We start from the raw sequence: 17,708 nt of genomic DNA on the forward strand, positions 1-17,708 counted from the left end.
AGTTATACAGAATATTAGTCAGACAGAATAGTGGGCGTACATTGCCCCGAACGATCGAGATAAAGGAGAAGAGCGTCATGAATTTTTGGGACAAAATTACGGGCAACGACATGACAAGGGAAATGAAAGGGTTTGAGGCGCGCGCCCATAAGCTGCCGACCGATTATCAAGCGGCATGGGATGAGATTAAATCGAATCTGTGGGCGCACTCCGATTTCACCGGTCGCAACCTCATGCCGATTCTTGACGGAGCGCTGAGCTGGCTCGAAGAAACCGCGGCGGACGGCCAGCGCGTTCAAGAGGTATTGGGTGACGATATCCAAGGCTTCTGTTCAGCGCTAGCCGGTGAAGAAGGGGCAAAGTCGCTTCGTGACAAGTGGCGCGAGCAACTCAATCGGAATGTCGCGAAAAAATTAGGAAAACGGGAGGGATAACATGAATATTCAACAAATGCTTCAAGGCAAAAAAGAATGGCGGGCCCACGTCGCGCGTGTTAAAGCACTTCCTCAGGATTATCAAATCGTCTATAACGAGATTCAGAAATATCTCTTTAAGGTTGGCCCTGCTGAACTTATGGACGGAATCGGCTTGCTATCGGGGATTGTTGATCTTTTTGAAGGGGGCGCGGCCTTGGGGAAAGGCGTTCTCGAAGTCACTGGCAATGATGTGGCGGCTTTCTGCGACGATCTCATCAAAGATTCCAAAACTTACGCCGACAATTATCAAGAATCCGTGAACCAAGCAATGAACAAGGCTATGAAAAAGGTTACGGATAAAATCAAGTAAAAGGGTGCGAAACATGGACAATTTAACGGAAATGCTAAAGGGTTCGCTGGAAGGTTGCGTGCTGGAAATCATCAGCCGTCGTGAAACGTATGGTTACGAGATTACCCGCCGTCTGAACGAGCTGGGGTTTACCGAAGTCGTGGAAGGGACAGTATACACCATCCTCGTGCGATTAGAGAAGAAAAACCTGGTGAATATCGAAAAGAAACCGTCGGATATGGGGCCGCCACGCAAGTTCTACACCCTGAATGAGGCTGGCCGTCAAGAACTCGCCTCGTTTTGGGAAAAATGGGATTTCGTTTCGTCTAAAATCAACGCCTTGAAGTCCAATTAGCGACATAAGATAAATCTAAAAGAGGAGGAGAAGTTATATGATGGAAATGTTCAAAAAATTAATCGGCGATAAGAAAGAGTACAAGATGATGATGGCAAGGGTGGATGCTTTGCCGGAGGACTACCAGTATGTGTTTAAGAAAATCCAAACCTATATGTGGAATTTCTCGGCGGGCAACGGGATGGATATGCTGCACATGCAATACGAATTAATCGATATGTTCGAAGCCGGCGCGGCGGAAGGAAGACAGGTGCTGGAGATCACCGGGGAAGACGTGGCGTCGTTTGCCGATGGCCTCGTGGCCAATGCGAAAACCTACTTCGCAAAATATCGGGAAGATTTGAATCAAAGCATTCAGGAGCGATTAAGAAAAAAATAAAAACTTGGCCGGATCATCCCGTAGATCAAAACCGACTGAATGGCTGGTTCCGAAGGGGTACTTTCACCTTTGCTATTCAGTTTCATTTTAGCCAGGTAGTAAGTGATACGTGTTACCAGTGTTACTAAATAGTTGATTATAGGAGGAAAAAAGGATGAGCAATGCAGCGATTTCCGTAAAAGGACTTAAAAAATCATTTAAAGACAAGGAAGTCTTAAAGGGAGTGGATTTTGAGGTGCGGCGCGGCGAAATTTTCGCGCTGCTGGGCTCCAATGGAGCGGGCAAGACGACGACGGTCAACATCCTCTCGACGCTGATGAAGCCCGATGGCGGCGAAGCAAGGGTTTGCGGCTCTGACGTCCAGCGTCAACCGGATCATGTTCGTCAGAGCATCAGCCTGACCGGGCAGTTTGCAGCTATAGACGGCATGCATACAGGAAGGGAAAACCTGATGATGATCGCCAAGTTGCGGGGAGTTCCCCGTCCCGCTCAAGTCGCCGACAATCTGCTTGCCAAATTCAGCCTGACCGATGCGGCGAACCGTCGGGCGGATCAGTATTCCGGCGGAATGAAACGCCGGCTGGACATCGCCATGAGCTTGATCGGTGCGCCTGACGTCATTTTTCTCGACGAACCGACGACAGGGCTGGATCCCGAAGCACGGATTGAAGTGTGGAATACCGTCAAGGAGCTCGCCGGCAGCGGCACGACGATCTTGCTGACGACCCAGTACCTGGAGGAAGCCGAGCAACTGGCCGACCGGATCGCCATCCTGCATGGCGGAAAGATCATCACGACCGGCACCCTTGCCGAACTCAAAGAGATGTTCCCGCCGGCGAAAGTGGAGTATATCGAGAAGCAGCCGACGTTGGAGGAAATCTTCCTCGCGATTATCGGCAAAAAGGAGGAGAAGTAAATGAAAAATAAAACATGGGTATTATTAGGACGATTAATGCGCAACATCATGCGCAGCCCGGATACGATTATCACGGTAGCGATTACGCCAATTGCGATGATGCTGTTATTTGTCTACGTCTTTGGAGGCGCCATAGAGGCAGGTACGAACAATTACGTCAATTATTTATTGCCGGGAATCTTGCTGATGGCGATTGCATCCGGCATCTCTTACACGGCCTTCCGGCTGTTTGGGGATATAAAGAGCGGGTTGATGGCGCGTTTCATCACCATGCCGATCAAGCGCTCGTCGGTATTATGGGCTCATGTATTGACATCGCTTGTTTCCAATGCGCTTACTGTCGTGGTGGTTTTCCTCGTCGCGCTTTTGATGGGCTTTCGTTCAAGCGCCGGTATCCTGGAATGGCTCGCGGTAGCCGGGATTCTCGGGTTGTTTACGCTGGCGCTGACATGGCTGGCGGTCATTCCCGGCCTGACAGCAAAGACAATGGAGGGGGCAACGGCCTTCTCGTACCCGTTGATATTCCTGCCGTTTATCAGTTCGGCCTTCGTCCCTACCGAAACCATGCCTAAAATTGTCCGTGCGTTCGCCGAGAACCAGCCCGTGACTTCCATCGTGAATGCGATTCGGGCCCTCCTCTATAAAGGCACGGTGGGTAACGAGATCTGGGTCGCGCTAGCCTGGTGCGTCGGCATTATGATCATCGCCTACTTCTTCGCCAGCAAAGCGTTTAGACGCCAATTAGGGTAGGTTATCCAGTATGACAGTCCTTGCCGTTACCTCGAATGGGGTAGGGCAAGGGCCTTTTTAACTTCACCGTCTTTAGAATGGTAATTGACCGCAGTATAAAAAGAAGATATATTAATTTCATACATATAATTCCAGACGTAATTATCATGAGAATGTGTGGTGATGATCCGATGAGTACCTCTACGATCCTGGAGGAAGTCCATTCTTTTATCAGAGAACATGATTTGAATTTGAGTCAATTCTCGATGAGGTTAAAAATTAACGCGGGAACGCTGAGTTATATATTGAACGGCAACCGAACCTTAACCATCGACCATTTGGACCGGATTTCGGAGATCATGGGCGTACCCATAGGGCATTATTACGAAAAATACATTGAGGATTATCTAAAAGAAAGGAACCCCAACTGGCGGAGAGTAGGCCCTTTCCTTCGAAGATGCGCCGAATTGGACAAGCTGGATTCCATTCGAAGAACGGTATGCCTGTTGCTGGATAATTTAACATACTCTACGTCCTTATTCGAGTTGGCCGAGGAATTTTTTGAGAAGGACTTGTACGGTGCCGCAGAGATTCTGTATGAAAACGTAGCGATGAGCGAAACCAGACAGTATTCCGAGCGGTTGGCGGTATGTCAGTATCGGTTGTTTAAGATCCGGATCGGATCGGATCAGGCCCATAATCTCAAAATCGCGCATCAATTCGAACCCTACGTGGATCGGCTGGATGAAGTCTTGCAACTGGATGCGCTGAAGGATTTGGCTAACTTGTATCGCTCACTTCGTGAGTGGGATCGGCTTGAGGTGTTGGCTAAGGAGATGGAACAAAAAGCAAGTATTATCTATTTTAGTGAACGACGTTCGGAAGAAGGATTTCCCGAAATACAGCGCCGGCTTAGCAGACCCATGTTTGTATATATTGTATATGCCAAACTATTATGTGCAGAAGCATATGAAGGTAGAGAAGACTATGCTAAAGCGTTGGAATATACTTATCAATATACCGATTTAAGCTGGGTAAGGGAAAAGGATGAGGATACCAGACATTGGTTAGGTTTATTTCAAAAATGGTCGAATGCCAACATCTATGTCAATCGACTCATGGTCGGTGAAATCGAATATTTATCCGATTACGTCGCGTTTATGGTAGAAAACCCTGATGAAGTAATCACGTCGATTTCGAACGTGGTGTATGCTGCTAACCGATACCATATTGATGTAGATCATATACTACTTCAATTTAAGTCGGAGATTGAGGCCTATATAAACCGTAAACAAACAAATGACTTGTATAAAGATCAGGTTCTACTTGGTAAGTACAATCAATTTTTGTACGATCTTACTTATTACTATCTACACAAAAAAGATTACACAATGGGTTTTAAATATTTGATGCAAGGACTTGAGAATTCAGTTAGAATTAATAATAAGGAAGCACTTCTGGATTTTATGATCCTATTTGAACATCATAGGCATATGGCTAATATAGATATATGTGAAAATTATAAAAATGTCATAAACGAGGTGAAACGGAGTTTATGAAATCTAGGGTCTTTATTGTTGTAGCAGTTCTTTTTTCTCTATTATTTGCTGCTCCCGGTACGATTCATCATGATCAACCTAATTACACGGCCTTTGGTCAAAATGGTGGAGCTTAAGGAAGTTCATTACGTAAAACGCCTATTCGTTGAAGTTTAAACGAATAGGCGTTTTTTTCAAAAGATGAGAAAAGTATAAATTCGAGGGAAAGATTCTCTTATCGTATCGTAAGAAGAAGATCAACACCCTCTGGCCGGATGCTTTGCACGATTATCCCCTTTAATCAGATCGCCGAGAACCGGAGAAGAGCTCGCCTCACTCCGGACCCCGAGCCCCCCTGAACGAAAGGGATAATCGCGCAAAGGCAGCAAGAGAGGGACATCAAGCATATCATCATTGCAGAAGTAAAGTTATTCGGTCCGGAGGATTGCACTTATTTGAAGCTCACAAGGTAGAAGTTAGCTCCCACCGAACACGCCGTCAGGCGTTTTACTTACCGTATCACAATAACTTGCCGCAAATCACGGGAATCCCCGTTCAGCTTGGTTTCGGCGGCGTTCAGCTGCGCCGAGCCGTCGCCGTCGAGGAAGATGCCGTCGACGAGTTGGCCGCCGGCAAGCGTTGCCTTGACTGCCGAACGGAACGCCTCGGCGGTGCAGCGGGTGGGCGTGACGATCAGCCACAACCGGCCGTCCGCGTCATAGGCGAGACCGGAGCGTAGCCGGTTCTCGTCCGGATTCGGCAGATGCTCGGCATCGATTGCCGCCGCCCGCCACCCGGCGTCATCCTGAATCTTCATGCTGACGCCGCCCTGGGCAAAATAGCGGGAGCGATCCGTGACGGCAAGCTCGTCTGCGGCGGAAGCCACCTGTATCGAGAAACCGCCCGCGGCGCCGTCCCATACGAGCGTGCCGCGGGCGTATTTGGCGTTGAACCAGCCGGAGCCGTAAGCGCCAGCCGCGCCTTGAATCGGCTGGTCATCGTTCACCGCGATCGACAATACGGCGTCGTTATAGAAAAAGCCGCCGTTGATGCCGTACACGCGGTAACGTCCCAGCGGCCGGTCGGCCGCCTGCAGCTCGACCCGCTCCGGATCGACGACCAAGGCATGCAGCTTGACGCCGTTGCTCGCGGTGAGCTCGTAATAATCATAGTTGTGCGGGAGCAGGTAGCGGCTGCCCCAGCCGATCATCAGCAGGATGCAGAAAAAGATCGCCACGGCCGAAGCCGCGGCGATCCCCCAGCGCCGCCCATTAATCGGCAACATAAGCCGCTAACAGGCGGGTCGTATTGATGACCGCCAGTTTATGGGTTCGCTCCATGGCGTGCGAGGCGTGTACGCCCGGTCCGATGAGCGCGGCGCGGATATTGTGGCCACCGTGCAGCGCAGCCGAGGCATCGGAGCCGTAATGCGGATAGATATCGACCGCATGCGGAATGCCAAGGCCTCGGGCAAGCTCGATCAACCGGCTGGTCATCTCATAGTCGTACGGGCCGGTGGAGTCCTTCGCGCAAATCGAGACGTCGGTCTCTTTGCAGCTCAAATCATCGCCCATGGCGCCCATGTCGACGGCGATCATTTCGTTCACGCCGTCCGGAATCCAGGAAGCGCCATGCCCGACTTCCTCATAGTTGGAGATAAGGAATACGAGGTCATGCCGCGGGATCCAGCCTTCGCGGCGGCTCGATTCGATGAGCCCGAACAGGGCGGCTACGCTCGCCTTGTCGTCCAGATGGCGGGATTTGATGTACCCGCTTGACGTCACGACGGCCCGGGCATCAAACGAAATGAAGTCGCCGACGCCAATGCCAAGCTTCAGCACGTCTTCTTTATTCTCTACGACCTCGTCGATCCGTACCTCCATGTTCTTCTCCTCGCGTTTGAACTCGCGGGCGTCGCTGTAGACGTGAACGGAAGGGTGGGTCGACAGGATCGTGCCGGTATATACCCGGCCGCTGCGGGTGTGGATTTGGCAGTATTCGTTTTCGATGCTGTGCATCATGAACCCGCCAACCGAGGTGATCGCCAGCGTGCCGTTCGGACGGACGGCGCGCACCATAGCGCCTAACGTGTCGACGTGGGCGCTAAGCGCGATGCGCCGCGACGAATCGCGGCCGGGCAGGGTCAGGAGGGCGCCGCCCTTTTCATTGAAGCTGCAAGGCACGCCGAGGGCTTCGGCCTCACGCGCGATCAACGACATGATACCGTGCGTAAACCCGCTAGGGCTTGGCGTATCCAGCAATGTTTTCAATAAATTTAAGATATAGGTTTCATTCGGTTGAATATTCATGGGAAACCTCCTTTAAGGGTTAGTGATGGGGGAATCCTCCTCCACCGGTTCGGTTCCGGTTCCAGGTTCGGTTTCGTTTTCGGCCGATTTCTTCTTCTTGCCGCGTTCCGGCTTCTCGGTTTCCGGGAAGATATAACCGGTCGCTTCCTGGATATGTACAAGCTTGGCATGCAAGCCTTTGACTTCGCGCTGCAGCCGGTAACCGCGGTAAATGCCAAACGAGCCGACGATGATGCCGCCGAGCAGCGTACTGCCGAGGATCAGCAAAATCAGCGGGAGGCTGACCGAGCCGAACAGCAAATTGACCTGCACCGGATCGACGTTAATTACGGCAAATACGGCGGTGATCAAAGCGAAGATCAGGGCTAAAATCAGGGACCATTGAATTTTCATGAGGATACACCTCCTTCTAGGACAGTATAAAATCCCTTGTCCGTTAAGGGCAAGGGATTTTGTGGTAGCTCTAGGGCAAGTACGTTAGTTCGTCAATTGTTCCATTTGCGCGATGACGTTCTCGAATACGCTCATCGCTTCGCGGATCGGCTCCGGCGAGGACATGTCGACCCCGGCTTTTTTCAGGATATTGATCGAATAGTCGCTGCCGCCGCTCTTCAGAAATCCAAGATACCGATCAACGGCAGGTTTGCCTTCCTCGAGAATTTGCTTCGAGAAGCTCGTCGCCGCGGAGAAGCCCGTTGCGTATTTGTACACGTAAAAGCTCGTGTAGAAATGAGGGATGCGAGCCCATTCCATTTCGATATCCTGGTCGACGACCATGTCTTTGCCGTGGTATTTCACGTTCAAATCGTAATATATCTCCGACAGCTCCTGCGGCGTGAGCGATTCCCCGGCTTCGGCACGCTCGTGGATGAGCTTCTCGAATTCGGCGAACATCGTTTGCCGGAATAACGTGGTCCGGAACTGGTCGGCATAGTACGTCAGCAGGTACAGCTTCTGTTTCGGATCGGTTGATTTCTTGAGCAGATAATCCATCAGCAGCGCTTCGTTGGTCGTCGAGGCGACTTCAGCCAGGAAGATGGTGTATTGCGCATCCCGGTATTTCAAGGCTTCATCCGAAAAATAGGAATGCAGCGCGTGGCCCATCTCATGCGCCAGCGTAAACATGCTGTTCAAGTTGTCCTTGTGGTTCAGCAGCACGTATGGATGGGTGCCGTAGGCCCCCCAGCTGTAAGCGCCGGTGCGTTTGCCTTCGTTCTCGTATACGTCGATCCAACGGTTCTCGAAGCCTTCGCGCAGCACTTTCAGGTAATCCTCGCCCAACGGCTGCAGCCCTTCCTCGACCATGTTCTTCGCTTCCTCATAAGAGATATCCCACTTGTATTCCTCTACGAGCGGGGCGAACAGATCGTACATATGCAGCTCGTCAACGCCCAGCAGCTTCTTGCGCAGCTTCATGTAACGTCGCAGAAGCGGCAGGCTCTCATGCACGGCGTCGATCAGGTTCGTATACACTTCCTTCGGAATGTTGTCGCCATAGAGGGACATTTCCAGCACGGAAGGGTATTTGCGTACCCGGGAATAAAACATGTTTTTATTGACGTTCGCGCTCAGCGTGGAGGCGATAGTGTTTTTTTGCTTACGATAGGTTTCGTACACGGCTTTGAACGCCCGCTCGCGTACTTCGCGGTTCGGGTTCTCCAGGAACTGGATGTAGCTGCCGTGGGTCAAATCGACGTCGTTCCCGTTTTCGTCCTTGATCTTCGGGAATTTCATATCGGCGTTGTTGATCATGCCGAAAATTTGCTGCGGCGCTTGCGACAAATTGCCGACCTGGGCGAGCAGCGCTTCTTCCGTTTTGCTCAGCACATGCGCTTTCTCGCGTTTAATCTCCTGCAAAGTGAATTTGTAATCCGCAAGCACGGGATCGCTAATCAGCTTGTCGAGCTCCTGCTCGGGCAGGGCCAGAATTTCCGGGGTAATAAAAGACAAGGCCTCGCTGACTTCAACGCTTAATTTTTTGGCTTTTTGCACAAGAGCCTGATATGTAGGGTTGGTGGTATCCTCATCATGATTGAGATGGGCGTAAACATAGAGCCGTTCGATTTGTAAAGACAAATCGTCCTCCAGCTCGAATACGGCTTTGATGCTCTCCGCGTTGGTGAGCTTGCCTTCGAATTCGGCCGCTTTGTCCTTCAACGTCTTGAGTTCGTTGTACGATTTGTCCCAAGCAGCTTGGTCGGGGAACAAATCCTGCAGTTTCCATGTATTCTCCTGCGGTACCTCGGAACGTTTCAATACAGTGCTCATCGGAATCCTCCTTTGGGTTGGGTAAGATGATAATTCAGATTGGCCCATCGCGGCGCTGCCCGGGAATGCGGCAGACAGCAGGCAGCCGGTCAGCAGCAGGGGAATCGCGCGTTGGATGCGCATGCGCTTGTGTCGCATACCGGAAAACCTCCCATCATCAAGTCGGGAGCCCGAATTCCAGCCAAAACCGAGGGTCCGGCTGGCGGACTTCGGGCATTTTCCTAGTATGGCCGCCTGCTGCGGGAAATATAGGGGTGATCAAGCAAGGAAGCTGTAAATCATCAGCCCAAACGCCACCACGATCAACAGGACGGAGGCGAGGGCCAGGCTGCGTCTAAGGCGAGGCTGCAGGCGATCCTTGTTCAGGATGACCACGACGCCAAGCGCAAATGCGCAAATGATGAAGATCAGGAGGTTGGAACTATCCATCATAATTCATGCTCCGTTTCGTCAAGAATGGTCCAGACAGCGGGTTAAACCTGCTTGAAGGCGTTCATGATTTCATCCCATTCCGCCTCATTGCCGGCATACTCCTCTTTGGGGAACCGGCGTTTCACCCAATCCATCATGGCAGGGCGGCTGAGGAACGTATGCGATTCCTCGCCCCATTGGTCGGAAATTTCGCGGAGAACGATGTATTTTCCTTGAACCTCTACCGTCATCATATTCCATTTGTCTTTTTTGTATATTTCGTGTTTTTTGATCATCTCTGGCGTTCTCCAATCTTTGGCTTTACGCTCGCAGGTATGAAACCCGCGGAAAAATGGTAATATTTTATGTAAAATGATAACTCACGCCCCCGAGGAAAGCAAATGAAACCGTACGTTCCGCCGCGGGTTTCGGCCCGCAAAGGTTTGGGCGAACTGACACGTTGCATTGTCGGTGGGCATAGAGTATAATATGGGTATTCGTCAATGATGACGATTATTTTTAGGAGGTTGTTCATTTGAAAGGTACAGTTAAATGGTTTAACGCAGAAAAAGGCTATGGCTTCATCCAAGTTGAAGGTGGCGAAGACGTATTCGTACACTTCTCCGCAATTCAAGGCGAAGGTTTCAAAACTCTAGAAGAAGGCCAAGCCGTTGAGTTCGAAATCACTGACGGCAACCGTGGTCCTCAAGCTGCTAACGTAATCAAATTATAAGATCACTTCCGTTTAACGGATCACTTATAAAGTTTGGTTCCAAGCGCGATAATGAAAGGCACAGCTCTTTATAGGGCTGTGTTTTTTTGTATACATAGGAAGCGAACCGCATGGTCGAATGAATTTCAGAATTAGTGACAATCTGTTGTCACCATTGCTCTGTTATAGTGAACTTAACGGGAGGGAAACAAACGCGATGAAGCGGATGGACCGGATGATGGCGATCGTAATGGCATTGCAGCAGCGTGCGGAGACGGCGCAATCCTTGGCGGACAGGCTGGAGGTGTCCAAGCGGACGGTGCTTCGCGACATGCAGGCCCTGACGGAAATCGGCATTCCGTTGATAGCGCTGTCAGGCCCGGGCGGCGGGTACCGCTTGATGGACGGCTTCCGGCTGCCGCCGCTGCAGCTCGACGCCGGCGAGGCGCTGACCGTCCTGCTGGCCTTGGACGGCATGGGCAAATACGGCGGCAGTCCCTTCCGCGAGGCGAAATGGACGGTCGCCGACAAGATCCGTTCCGCTTTGCCCGAGCAGATGCTGGGGCAAATTGCTCCGTTGCTCCGGCACGTGGAGATGGAGGTGCCGGAGCGCGGCATCCAGGCGCCGTTCCTCAGCGCCTTGATGGGTTATGCCGCCGGCGGGAAGTGGATTCGAGCGGAGTACCGCTCGATGAATTATCGCCGGCAGCTGACGCTGAAACCCTTGCGCGTGTACGCCGCGCACGGGTTCTGGTACTGCGAGGCCGAGTCGCTGGAGCACGGAGAGAAGCGAACGTTCCGCGTTGATCGCTTCGTCGAGGCCGCCGAGACGTCTCCCCCACCGGATGCGTGTACCGATAGGGGAGCGGAAGCCAAGAAGGGGGATACCCCTGCGGCAGCCGACTTCCGGCTCCAGGTGATACTGACGTATCGCGGCTCGTTGCTCGCGGAGCAAGATCCGCATTTCGGCCAGAAGGTGCAGCAAACCGGGGAGGAAGAATGGCGGCTGGACTGCCTCCTGCCGGGGACGGAATGGGATTGGGCGGTTGCCTATTTCTTCGCTCTCGGCAGGGATGCAGAAGTGCTCGAGCCTCAGACGCTGCGTGAGGAGCTTCATCGGCGAGCTGTGGAGCTGGCCGAGCTGTACCGGACATAGACGGGACACGCTGGGTGGATGGCGATTAGGATGACCAGAACAAACGTCTTCATATGAGTACGGATGGGGGGATACATTTGAAACCAAGAATGACGGTATTGACACTCGGTGTGGAGGATTTGGACAGAGCGCTGCGGTTTTATCGGGATGGCCTCGGCTGGGCGACGGACGGGATCGTTGGCCAAGAGTTTGAGCACGGGGCCGTCGCCTTTTTCGATTTGCAGGCGGGACTCAAGCTGGCGCTGTGGAAGCGGGAAGATATCGCACATGACACCGGCCTGACGCTCGATGCACCAAGTTCGACGGAGTTAACGCTGGGCCATAATGTGGCGAGCAAAGCGGAAGTGGACCAGGTCATGGAGCAGGCCAAAGCGGCAGGGGCCAAGATCGTCGTTCCGTCCCACGACACGTTTTGGGGCGGGTACTCGGGATATTTTCAGGATCCCGACGGGCATTTATGGGAGGTTGTTTGGAATCCCGAGTGGGTATTCGAAGGCTAAATGCAGGAGGGGACGAGGGAGATGAAAGAACGGGACGCGTTGGAACGGGCCAGTAGCTTTATTTATTCGAATGCCCGGCTGATGGATCGCAAGCGGTTTGCTTACCATTTTGAAGGAGGAGCTGCGGGGGAGGTGCTGGGTGCGCTTCGCCCGTACCAGAACGAGGATGGCGGCTTCGGTCATGCGCTGGAGCCGGATATGCGCGGCCCGCACAGCCAGCCGGTGGCGACCGAAACAGCGCTGCTGGTGATACGCGAGGTCGGAGGATTCGGATCGGATCTGCTGGAAGGAATCATCCGTTATCTGCGGAGTATGACGCTTCCGGGCGGCGGTTTGCCGCGGGCGACAACGGAAGTGAACCGTTATCCGCACGCCCCTTGGTGGACGACCGAGCAGGACGGGGTTCCTTCGCTCAACCCGACCGGAAGTATCGTGGGCATGCTGCTGGGGCAGCAGGAACGCACCGATTTTATTCGCGAAGATTGGTTTCAAAGCCATATCGCCTTCCTGTGGGACTGCGTGGAGCGAAGCCTTCCCGGAGATTACCATGACGCTGTCCAGTGGATCTCCTTCTTGCAACATGCGCCGGATCGGGAGCGGGCGGCGAAGCATCTATCCAGACTGGAGGAGTGGTTGACGAGCCCGAGCGGGATTGAAACCGATCCGCTGGCACAGGGCTACGTTCACAAGGTGCTGGACTACGCGCCAACGCCGGACAGTTTTGCGGCCAAACTTGTCTCGGAGCAAGATCTCGAGATGCATTTGGATTGGTTGCTGAGCACGCAGCAGGAAGACGGCGGGTGGGCGCTTACGTTTCCAGGGACGAGTCCGGCTGCCGAGCAGGAATGGCGCGGCTGGCTAACCGTGGAGAACTTGAAGACGCTAAAGGCCTACGGCCGTCTGACCTAGATTCGATATAAAAGTGGCTCTTTTCGGCAAGTTGCTGAAAAGAGCCTCTTTGGCTTGTTATTCGACGATCCGCAAAATTTCGGAGACTTCCTTCCGGGGCACCGCTTTGGGCGCAATCGCCGGATGGCCCAGCGCGATCACCATGTTCACGCCGCGGTCCTCAGGGATGTCAAGATATTCGCGCAGCTTGTCTTCCGCCAGCAGTACCGGTCCGGTCATCGGACAGGTGGCAAGACCCTTGGCATGCGCGGCGAGCATCAGGTTTTGCGCGGCCAGACAGCTGCTCTTTAGCCCTTCTTCTTCCCAGACTTCGGGAGCCACGAACGAAATCGGATCAAAGATTTTCTCGCGGAATTTGGACGTGTAAGGGGTGGACAAACACACGATTAACGTCGGCGCGCCGGAGAAGGCGGTGGCGTAAGGGCCAAACGACTTCACCAATAGCTTGGCTTCCCGTTCCAGCCCTTGCTCCGCGGCACGCGCCGCGGTTTCATGCAGGCGATCCCAGGTGAAGTCCTCGATCTGTTTGATTTTATCGGCGTTCATGACGACGATGAATTCCCAGGTTTGCGAATTCGTATCGCTGGGCGCATAACGGGCGCAGTCGATGAGATCCTCGATATCGGAGAGGCTGACAGGCTCTTCGGTAAATTCCCGGATACTGCGGCGGGTTTGAAGTACGTCCCGGAACAAAGCGAAATCCATGCGTTTTCACCTGCTTTATCATATTTAATACCAGGTACTATCATCTGATAATAACTATTATATAGGAAGACTCGTCCTTTGAACAGGGGAGATCACGCAAGAGGCGAAGGGCCGTTATGGCCCTTCGCCTCGATGTTTAAGCTTTATGTTCGAATTTTGAGGAGGTGTTCGCTCCCGGCCCCTTCTGAAAATAACGGCTGGCGAACCCGATGAACGCGACCAGTGCAGCGCCCATTGCCGTCAGGTAGAACGGCTGCCGGCCGAGCTGTTCGAACATCACGCCGCCGAAGGTCCCGCTGAGAAGCCCGGCCAAGCTGGACCAGACGATGGTGTATAAGGCCATGCCGGTAGCCCGGAACTCGTCGGGAATCAGCCGGGTGAGCATGCGGATGGCCGTGACATAGAAGATGCCGAACGTCACGCCGTGCATCGCCTGAATGGCGAGGATGCCGTAAGCCGATTCAGTCAGTCCCATGAGCAGGAATCGGACGGCGAAGAGCAGGCTGGCCAGCAGCAGGAGCGGCAGCTCCTTGAATTTCTCCCCATGGAAGCTGAGGTAAATGAACACGGGAATTTCCGACAGCGACGAGGCGAGCATCGCCCAGCCGATGAGATTTTCCCCTGCGCCGAGCTCCTTCAAGCTGATCGAAATGAACGCTTCGTTCATCCGCATGCCGATCGCCAGGCAGAAGACGCAGCCGAAGAACCATAACAGCTCTTTTTGCCGCAGGATTGCCCAGATGCCCGAAAGGTCCATTTTTGCCACGGATGTCGGTTGGTCTTTCACGAACAGGATGAATGCCAGCGCGAGTCCGGCAATGGCGATCGACACCCACATCGTATTCGAGGAGCCGATCCGGGCCAGCACGTAACCGATGAGCAAAGCAAAAAAGGCGTATCCGAACGACCCGAACAGGCGGATAGAGATGAAATGGATGCCGTGTTGCTTGGCGGTCGAGATCACGATGGTGTCGGACAACGGGAAGACCGGATAGAAGAAGAAGTAAAATATCGTGATGACCGCCATGATGATGGAAAAAGTCGTGGAAGCGGACAAGATAAACGTCAACGCAATTTGCCCGACCAGCAAGATGAGCAGGATCTTCTTGATCGTTTGGTAGCGGTCGCTGGCCAGACTCCACAGCAAATTGGATACGAGCGAAATCATCGGTCCCAGCGCGTACAGCAAGCCGATTTGGCTGGTCGAAAATCCAAGCTGGGCGTAAAATAGCGGGAAATAGGAGGAAACAAGGACACTTGTTCCGTATATTGTAAAGGTAAAGGCGCGCAGCCATCCGATATCCGGGCGGGCCGTGGTTTTCCGATTCATGGGGTTCCGTACTCCGTTTCTGCAATCAAATCATAACGCTGTATTGGTCAGTATGCTTGCAAGTATACCAGAAAACAAGAGGTTCGGCGGCAATAAAATTTACGTTCCGTTTACTTAAATCCGATATACTGATTCTTAAGGAGGCAACGCCATGAATGATTGTTTTGTTTACGATGAGCGGCTAGGCATTCCCGTGCCGATGCTGGAGCGTCCTTTTGACGAATACGAGCTGGAGGAACGGCTGGCGATGATCGCCTACTGGGAGGAGATCCGCGGCCGGATTCCGAGCAGAGTCATGCTCCTTGAACGATCGATCGAGCACAAGCTGGGCGAAATGAATAATGAGACCGATTTCGAGCGCAGCTGCCGCCTCAACGGCGAAATCGCCGAGCTGGCCAGCCGGATTAACGATCTGCACATCTGGTACCGCACGACCCAGGAGGAGCCCTCCGTCAAAAGGCATTTGTGATTTTGTTTATTTGTGCTAAAAGTTGGATCATATTATAATATAGAATGGTTTTCAGATAGGCCGTATTTAACAACGCAGTGGAGGCAGGCCATTGATTGAACTTGAGCAAAACCGAAACCAATTTCCGAAGGAGCCGATCCGGCTGATGAGCCGGGTATATAAGTTTATTTTGCCGGATGTCCGCCAGGAATTGGAAAGTTGGAAGAAGGATGCCGAAGCGATCCCTGACCCAGAGCTAAGGCGGCAGGCTTTGGCCAGCATCGCCACGAAAGAGTTCCATTGCCAGGGCGGCGCCGTCTATGCGGCCGCAAACTTGCCGATGCGCCACGTATTGATCCCTCTTATCGTTGCGTTTCAAACTATCAGCGATTATTTGGACAATTTATGCGACCGGAGCACTTCCAAGGATCCCGAGGATTTCCGGCTTCTGCACCAGAGCATGCTGGATGCGGTGAACCCAGGCGCAGCGTTGCGGAACTACTACGCCCTGCGCGAAGAGCAGGACGACGGCGGGTATCTGCACCGGCTGGTCGGAACTTGCCGGGCGCATATCGCTGAGCTCCGCGGATACCCGGCGGCAATGCCCTACATCGTTGACCTCGTAGGACTTTATACCGACCTGCAGGTGTACAAGCACATCGATCCGGAGGAGCGCGAAGCCAAGCTGCTCAGCTGGTGGGCGAACCACGAATACCGTGCGCCGCATTTGCGCTGGAACGAGTTCGCGGCGGCCACAGGTTCGACTCTCGGGGTGTTTATGCTATTTTTGGCGGCAAGCCACGACGGGTTGGACGAAAGAAGCGCAAAAACGATCCACGACGCTTATTTTCCGCATGTTTGCGGCCTACATATTATGTTGGACTACCTGATCGATCAAGCGGAGGATGAGCTTGGCGGGGATTTGAACTTTTGCAGTTACTATGATAGCAAGGAAACGATGTTGGGCCGAATCACGTTGATCGTCGAGGGAGCGCGGCAGGATATCCAAAAGCTGCCCGCTTCCTCGTTTCATAGGATGATCATTGAAGGCTTGCTGGCCCTATATTTATCCGACCCGAAGGTCAGCCAGCAGGACGAAATCCGCGAGGTATCCAAACGGTTGATGCGCCGAAGCCCGCTGATGCGGTTGTTCTTCTTCGCTAACAGCCTGTGGATTCGCAAGCATCTTTAGAAACTTGGGCAGTGCTACCCTACTTACAACCGAATTTAGGAGGAATTATCATGTCAGCAGTTAAAAAAATCGCAGTGCTTACCAGCGGAGGAGACTCTCAGGGCATGAACGCGGCCGTACGCGCCGTCGTACGGAGCGGGTTGTTTTACGGCCTGGAGGTGTACGGCATTCAACGCGGCTATCAGGGGCTGCTCAACAATGACATTTTCCAAATGGACATCCGCAGCGTTGGCGATATCATTCAGCGCGGGGGGACGATTCTCCAATCCGCTCGTTGTTTGGAGTTCAAAACGCCGGAAGGTCAACAGCGCGGCGCGGAAATTTTGCGCGAGCACGGCATCGACGGCTTGGTCGTCATTGGCGGTGACGGCTCTTATCAAGGGGCCGAGAAGCTGAGCAAGCTGGGCATCAAAACGATGGGACTGCCGGGCACGATCGATAATGACATCTCGTTTACGGATTACACGATCGGTTTCGATACGGCGGTCAGCATTGTGGTAGACGCGGTCAACAAGCTGCGCGACACGATGTCCTCCCATGAGCGGGCATCCGTCGTGGAAGTCATGGGCCGTCATTGCGGCGATATCGCGCTGCATGCCGGATTGGCTGCGGGCGCGGAAACGATCCTCGTACCGGAGGTCCCGTTTGATCTGAACGAAGTGGCGGACCGCATGAAGCAGAACTTCGAAAAAGGCAAACGCCACAGCATCGTGATCGTAGCCGAAGGCGTGGGCAGCGGCGAGGACGTCGTGCAAGCGATCAAGCAGCGCCAGCCGTCCGTAGAGCCGCGCGCCACGGTGTTGGGCCATATCCAACGCGGCGGATCGCCAACGCCGTTCGACCGCAACCTGGCCAGCCGCCTCGGCGACTTCGCCGTGCGCAGCCTGATCGCCGGCGAATCGAACAAAGCCTGCGGCATGATCGGCGGCGAAATGGTGCTGACCGACATCGAGAAGGTCGTCGCTACGAAGAAGCCGTTCAACATGGAACTGTACGAGCTGGCTTCGCGGTTGTCGCAGTAAACAGTAAGCTTAACATCGCTAGAGAAGCCGAGCGGGGAGGAATCCCGGCTCGGCTTTTTTGGTT

General features: G+C 53.3%; 22 protein-coding genes. 14 read left to right on the top strand and 8 right to left on the bottom strand.

Translation table 11 applies throughout. The annotated features are described in order from the left end of the window. Positions 1-77 precede the first annotated feature (77 nt). The 7 genes from MJ257_RS12655 (at position 78) to MJ257_RS12685 (ending at position 4,703) form a co-directional block, all read left to right on the top strand. Positions 78-434 carry a DUF1048 domain-containing protein gene (locus MJ257_RS12655; protein ID WP_240269601.1) on the top strand — a complete coding sequence of 119 codons (357 nt, stop codon included), beginning with the start codon at positions 78-80 and terminating at the stop codon, positions 432-434. Between the two features lies 1 nt (position 435). Then, positions 436-786 (top strand): DUF1048 domain-containing protein, encoded by a 351-nt coding sequence (locus MJ257_RS12660; protein WP_240269602.1) that lies wholly within the window; start codon positions 436-438, stop codon positions 784-786. 13 nt (positions 787-799) lie between these two features. Further along, positions 800-1,120, top strand: coding sequence for a PadR family transcriptional regulator (locus tag MJ257_RS12665; protein ID WP_240269603.1), 321 nt, complete (start codon positions 800-802; stop codon positions 1,118-1,120). A 37-nt stretch (positions 1,121-1,157) separates the two neighbouring features. Beyond that, positions 1,158-1,499, top strand: a complete 342-nt coding sequence (locus MJ257_RS12670) for a DUF1048 domain-containing protein (protein ID WP_240269604.1) — start codon at positions 1,158-1,160, stop codon at positions 1,497-1,499. Positions 1,500-1,653: 154 nt separating this feature from the next. Then, positions 1,654-2,415, top strand: a complete 762-nt coding sequence (locus MJ257_RS12675; RefSeq protein WP_240269605.1) for an ABC transporter ATP-binding protein — start codon at positions 1,654-1,656, stop codon at positions 2,413-2,415. Further along, complete coding sequence (locus MJ257_RS12680; RefSeq protein WP_240269606.1) at positions 2,416-3,165, top strand: ABC transporter permease; 750 nt, start codon at positions 2,416-2,418, stop codon at positions 3,163-3,165. It begins immediately after the preceding gene. 77 nt (positions 3,166-3,242) lie between these two features. Continuing rightward, positions 3,243-4,703, top strand: a complete 1,461-nt coding sequence (locus MJ257_RS12685) for a helix-turn-helix domain-containing protein (protein WP_240269607.1) — start codon at positions 3,243-3,245, stop codon at positions 4,701-4,703. A gap of 490 nt (positions 4,704-5,193) precedes the next feature. Here MJ257_RS12685 and MJ257_RS12690 read toward each other — a convergent pair whose 3' ends face one another. The 6 genes from MJ257_RS12690 to MJ257_RS12715 form a co-directional block, all read right to left on the bottom strand. After that, a complete protein-coding gene (locus MJ257_RS12690) occupies positions 5,194-5,967 on the bottom strand; it encodes a hypothetical protein (protein ID WP_240269608.1) in 774 nt (257 codons plus the stop codon). Then, positions 5,954-6,991: a M42 family metallopeptidase gene (locus tag MJ257_RS12695; RefSeq protein ID WP_240269609.1), complete on the bottom strand. Its 1,038-nt coding sequence runs from the start codon at positions 6,989-6,991 to the stop codon at positions 5,954-5,956. The genes MJ257_RS12690 and MJ257_RS12695 overlap by 14 nt, the downstream gene beginning before the upstream one ends. A gap of 12 nt (positions 6,992-7,003) precedes the next feature. Further along, positions 7,004-7,384: a LapA family protein gene (locus tag MJ257_RS12700; RefSeq protein WP_240269610.1), complete on the bottom strand. Its 381-nt coding sequence runs from the start codon at positions 7,382-7,384 to the stop codon at positions 7,004-7,006. Between the two features lie 84 nt (positions 7,385-7,468). Further along, on the bottom strand, positions 7,469-9,259 hold the full coding sequence (gene pepF, locus MJ257_RS12705) for an oligoendopeptidase F (RefSeq protein ID WP_240269621.1): 1,791 nt from the start codon (positions 9,257-9,259) through the stop codon (positions 7,469-7,471). Positions 9,260-9,517: 258 nt separating this feature from the next. Beyond that, positions 9,518-9,688: a hypothetical protein gene (locus MJ257_RS12710; RefSeq protein WP_240269611.1), complete on the bottom strand. Its 171-nt coding sequence runs from the start codon at positions 9,686-9,688 to the stop codon at positions 9,518-9,520. Positions 9,689-9,732: 44 nt separating this feature from the next. Beyond that, on the bottom strand, positions 9,733-9,966 hold the full coding sequence (locus MJ257_RS12715; RefSeq protein ID WP_178021800.1) for a hypothetical protein: 234 nt from the start codon (positions 9,964-9,966) through the stop codon (positions 9,733-9,735). A 239-nt stretch (positions 9,967-10,205) separates the two neighbouring features. Between MJ257_RS12715 and MJ257_RS12720 the strand changes: the two genes are divergently transcribed. From MJ257_RS12720 to MJ257_RS12735, 4 genes are all read left to right on the top strand, one after another. Then, positions 10,206-10,403: a cold shock domain-containing protein gene (locus MJ257_RS12720; RefSeq protein ID WP_009222768.1), complete on the top strand. Its 198-nt coding sequence runs from the start codon at positions 10,206-10,208 to the stop codon at positions 10,401-10,403. Between the two features lie 196 nt (positions 10,404-10,599). After that, positions 10,600-11,538, top strand: a complete 939-nt coding sequence (locus MJ257_RS12725) for a helix-turn-helix transcriptional regulator (protein WP_240269612.1) — start codon at positions 10,600-10,602, stop codon at positions 11,536-11,538. 77 nt (positions 11,539-11,615) lie between these two features. Beyond that, the gene (locus tag MJ257_RS12730) at positions 11,616-12,038 is read left to right on the top strand and encodes a VOC family protein (protein ID WP_240269613.1); all 423 of its coding nucleotides are present in this window, start codon (positions 11,616-11,618) and stop codon (positions 12,036-12,038) included. 21 nt (positions 12,039-12,059) lie between these two features. Further along, positions 12,060-12,947, top strand: coding sequence for a prenyltransferase/squalene oxidase repeat-containing protein (locus MJ257_RS12735; RefSeq protein ID WP_240269614.1), 888 nt, complete (start codon positions 12,060-12,062; stop codon positions 12,945-12,947). 57 nt (positions 12,948-13,004) lie between these two features. Here MJ257_RS12735 and MJ257_RS12740 read toward each other — a convergent pair whose 3' ends face one another. Continuing rightward, complete coding sequence (locus MJ257_RS12740) at positions 13,005-13,652, bottom strand: nitroreductase family protein (RefSeq protein ID WP_240269615.1); 648 nt, start codon at positions 13,650-13,652, stop codon at positions 13,005-13,007. Positions 13,653-13,788: 136 nt separating this feature from the next. Further along, positions 13,789-14,982 (bottom strand): MFS transporter, encoded by a 1,194-nt coding sequence (locus tag MJ257_RS12745; RefSeq protein WP_240269616.1) that lies wholly within the window; start codon positions 14,980-14,982, stop codon positions 13,789-13,791. A 151-nt stretch (positions 14,983-15,133) separates the two neighbouring features. Between MJ257_RS12745 and MJ257_RS12750 the strand changes: the two genes are divergently transcribed. From MJ257_RS12750 to pfkA, 3 genes are all read left to right on the top strand, one after another. Beyond that, a complete protein-coding gene (locus tag MJ257_RS12750) occupies positions 15,134-15,451 on the top strand; it encodes a hypothetical protein (protein ID WP_240269617.1) in 318 nt (105 codons plus the stop codon). Between the two features lie 91 nt (positions 15,452-15,542). After that, positions 15,543-16,622, top strand: a complete 1,080-nt coding sequence (locus MJ257_RS12755; protein ID WP_240269618.1) for a tetraprenyl-beta-curcumene synthase family protein — start codon at positions 15,543-15,545, stop codon at positions 16,620-16,622. A gap of 50 nt (positions 16,623-16,672) precedes the next feature. Further along, positions 16,673-17,644: a 6-phosphofructokinase gene (gene pfkA / locus MJ257_RS12760; RefSeq protein ID WP_178021808.1), complete on the top strand. Its 972-nt coding sequence runs from the start codon at positions 16,673-16,675 to the stop codon at positions 17,642-17,644. Positions 17,645-17,708 lie beyond the last annotated feature (64 nt).

The organism is Paenibacillus timonensis (assembly GCF_022427145.1).
Lineage (GTDB): Bacteria > Bacillota > Bacilli > Paenibacillales > Paenibacillaceae > Fontibacillus > Fontibacillus timonensis.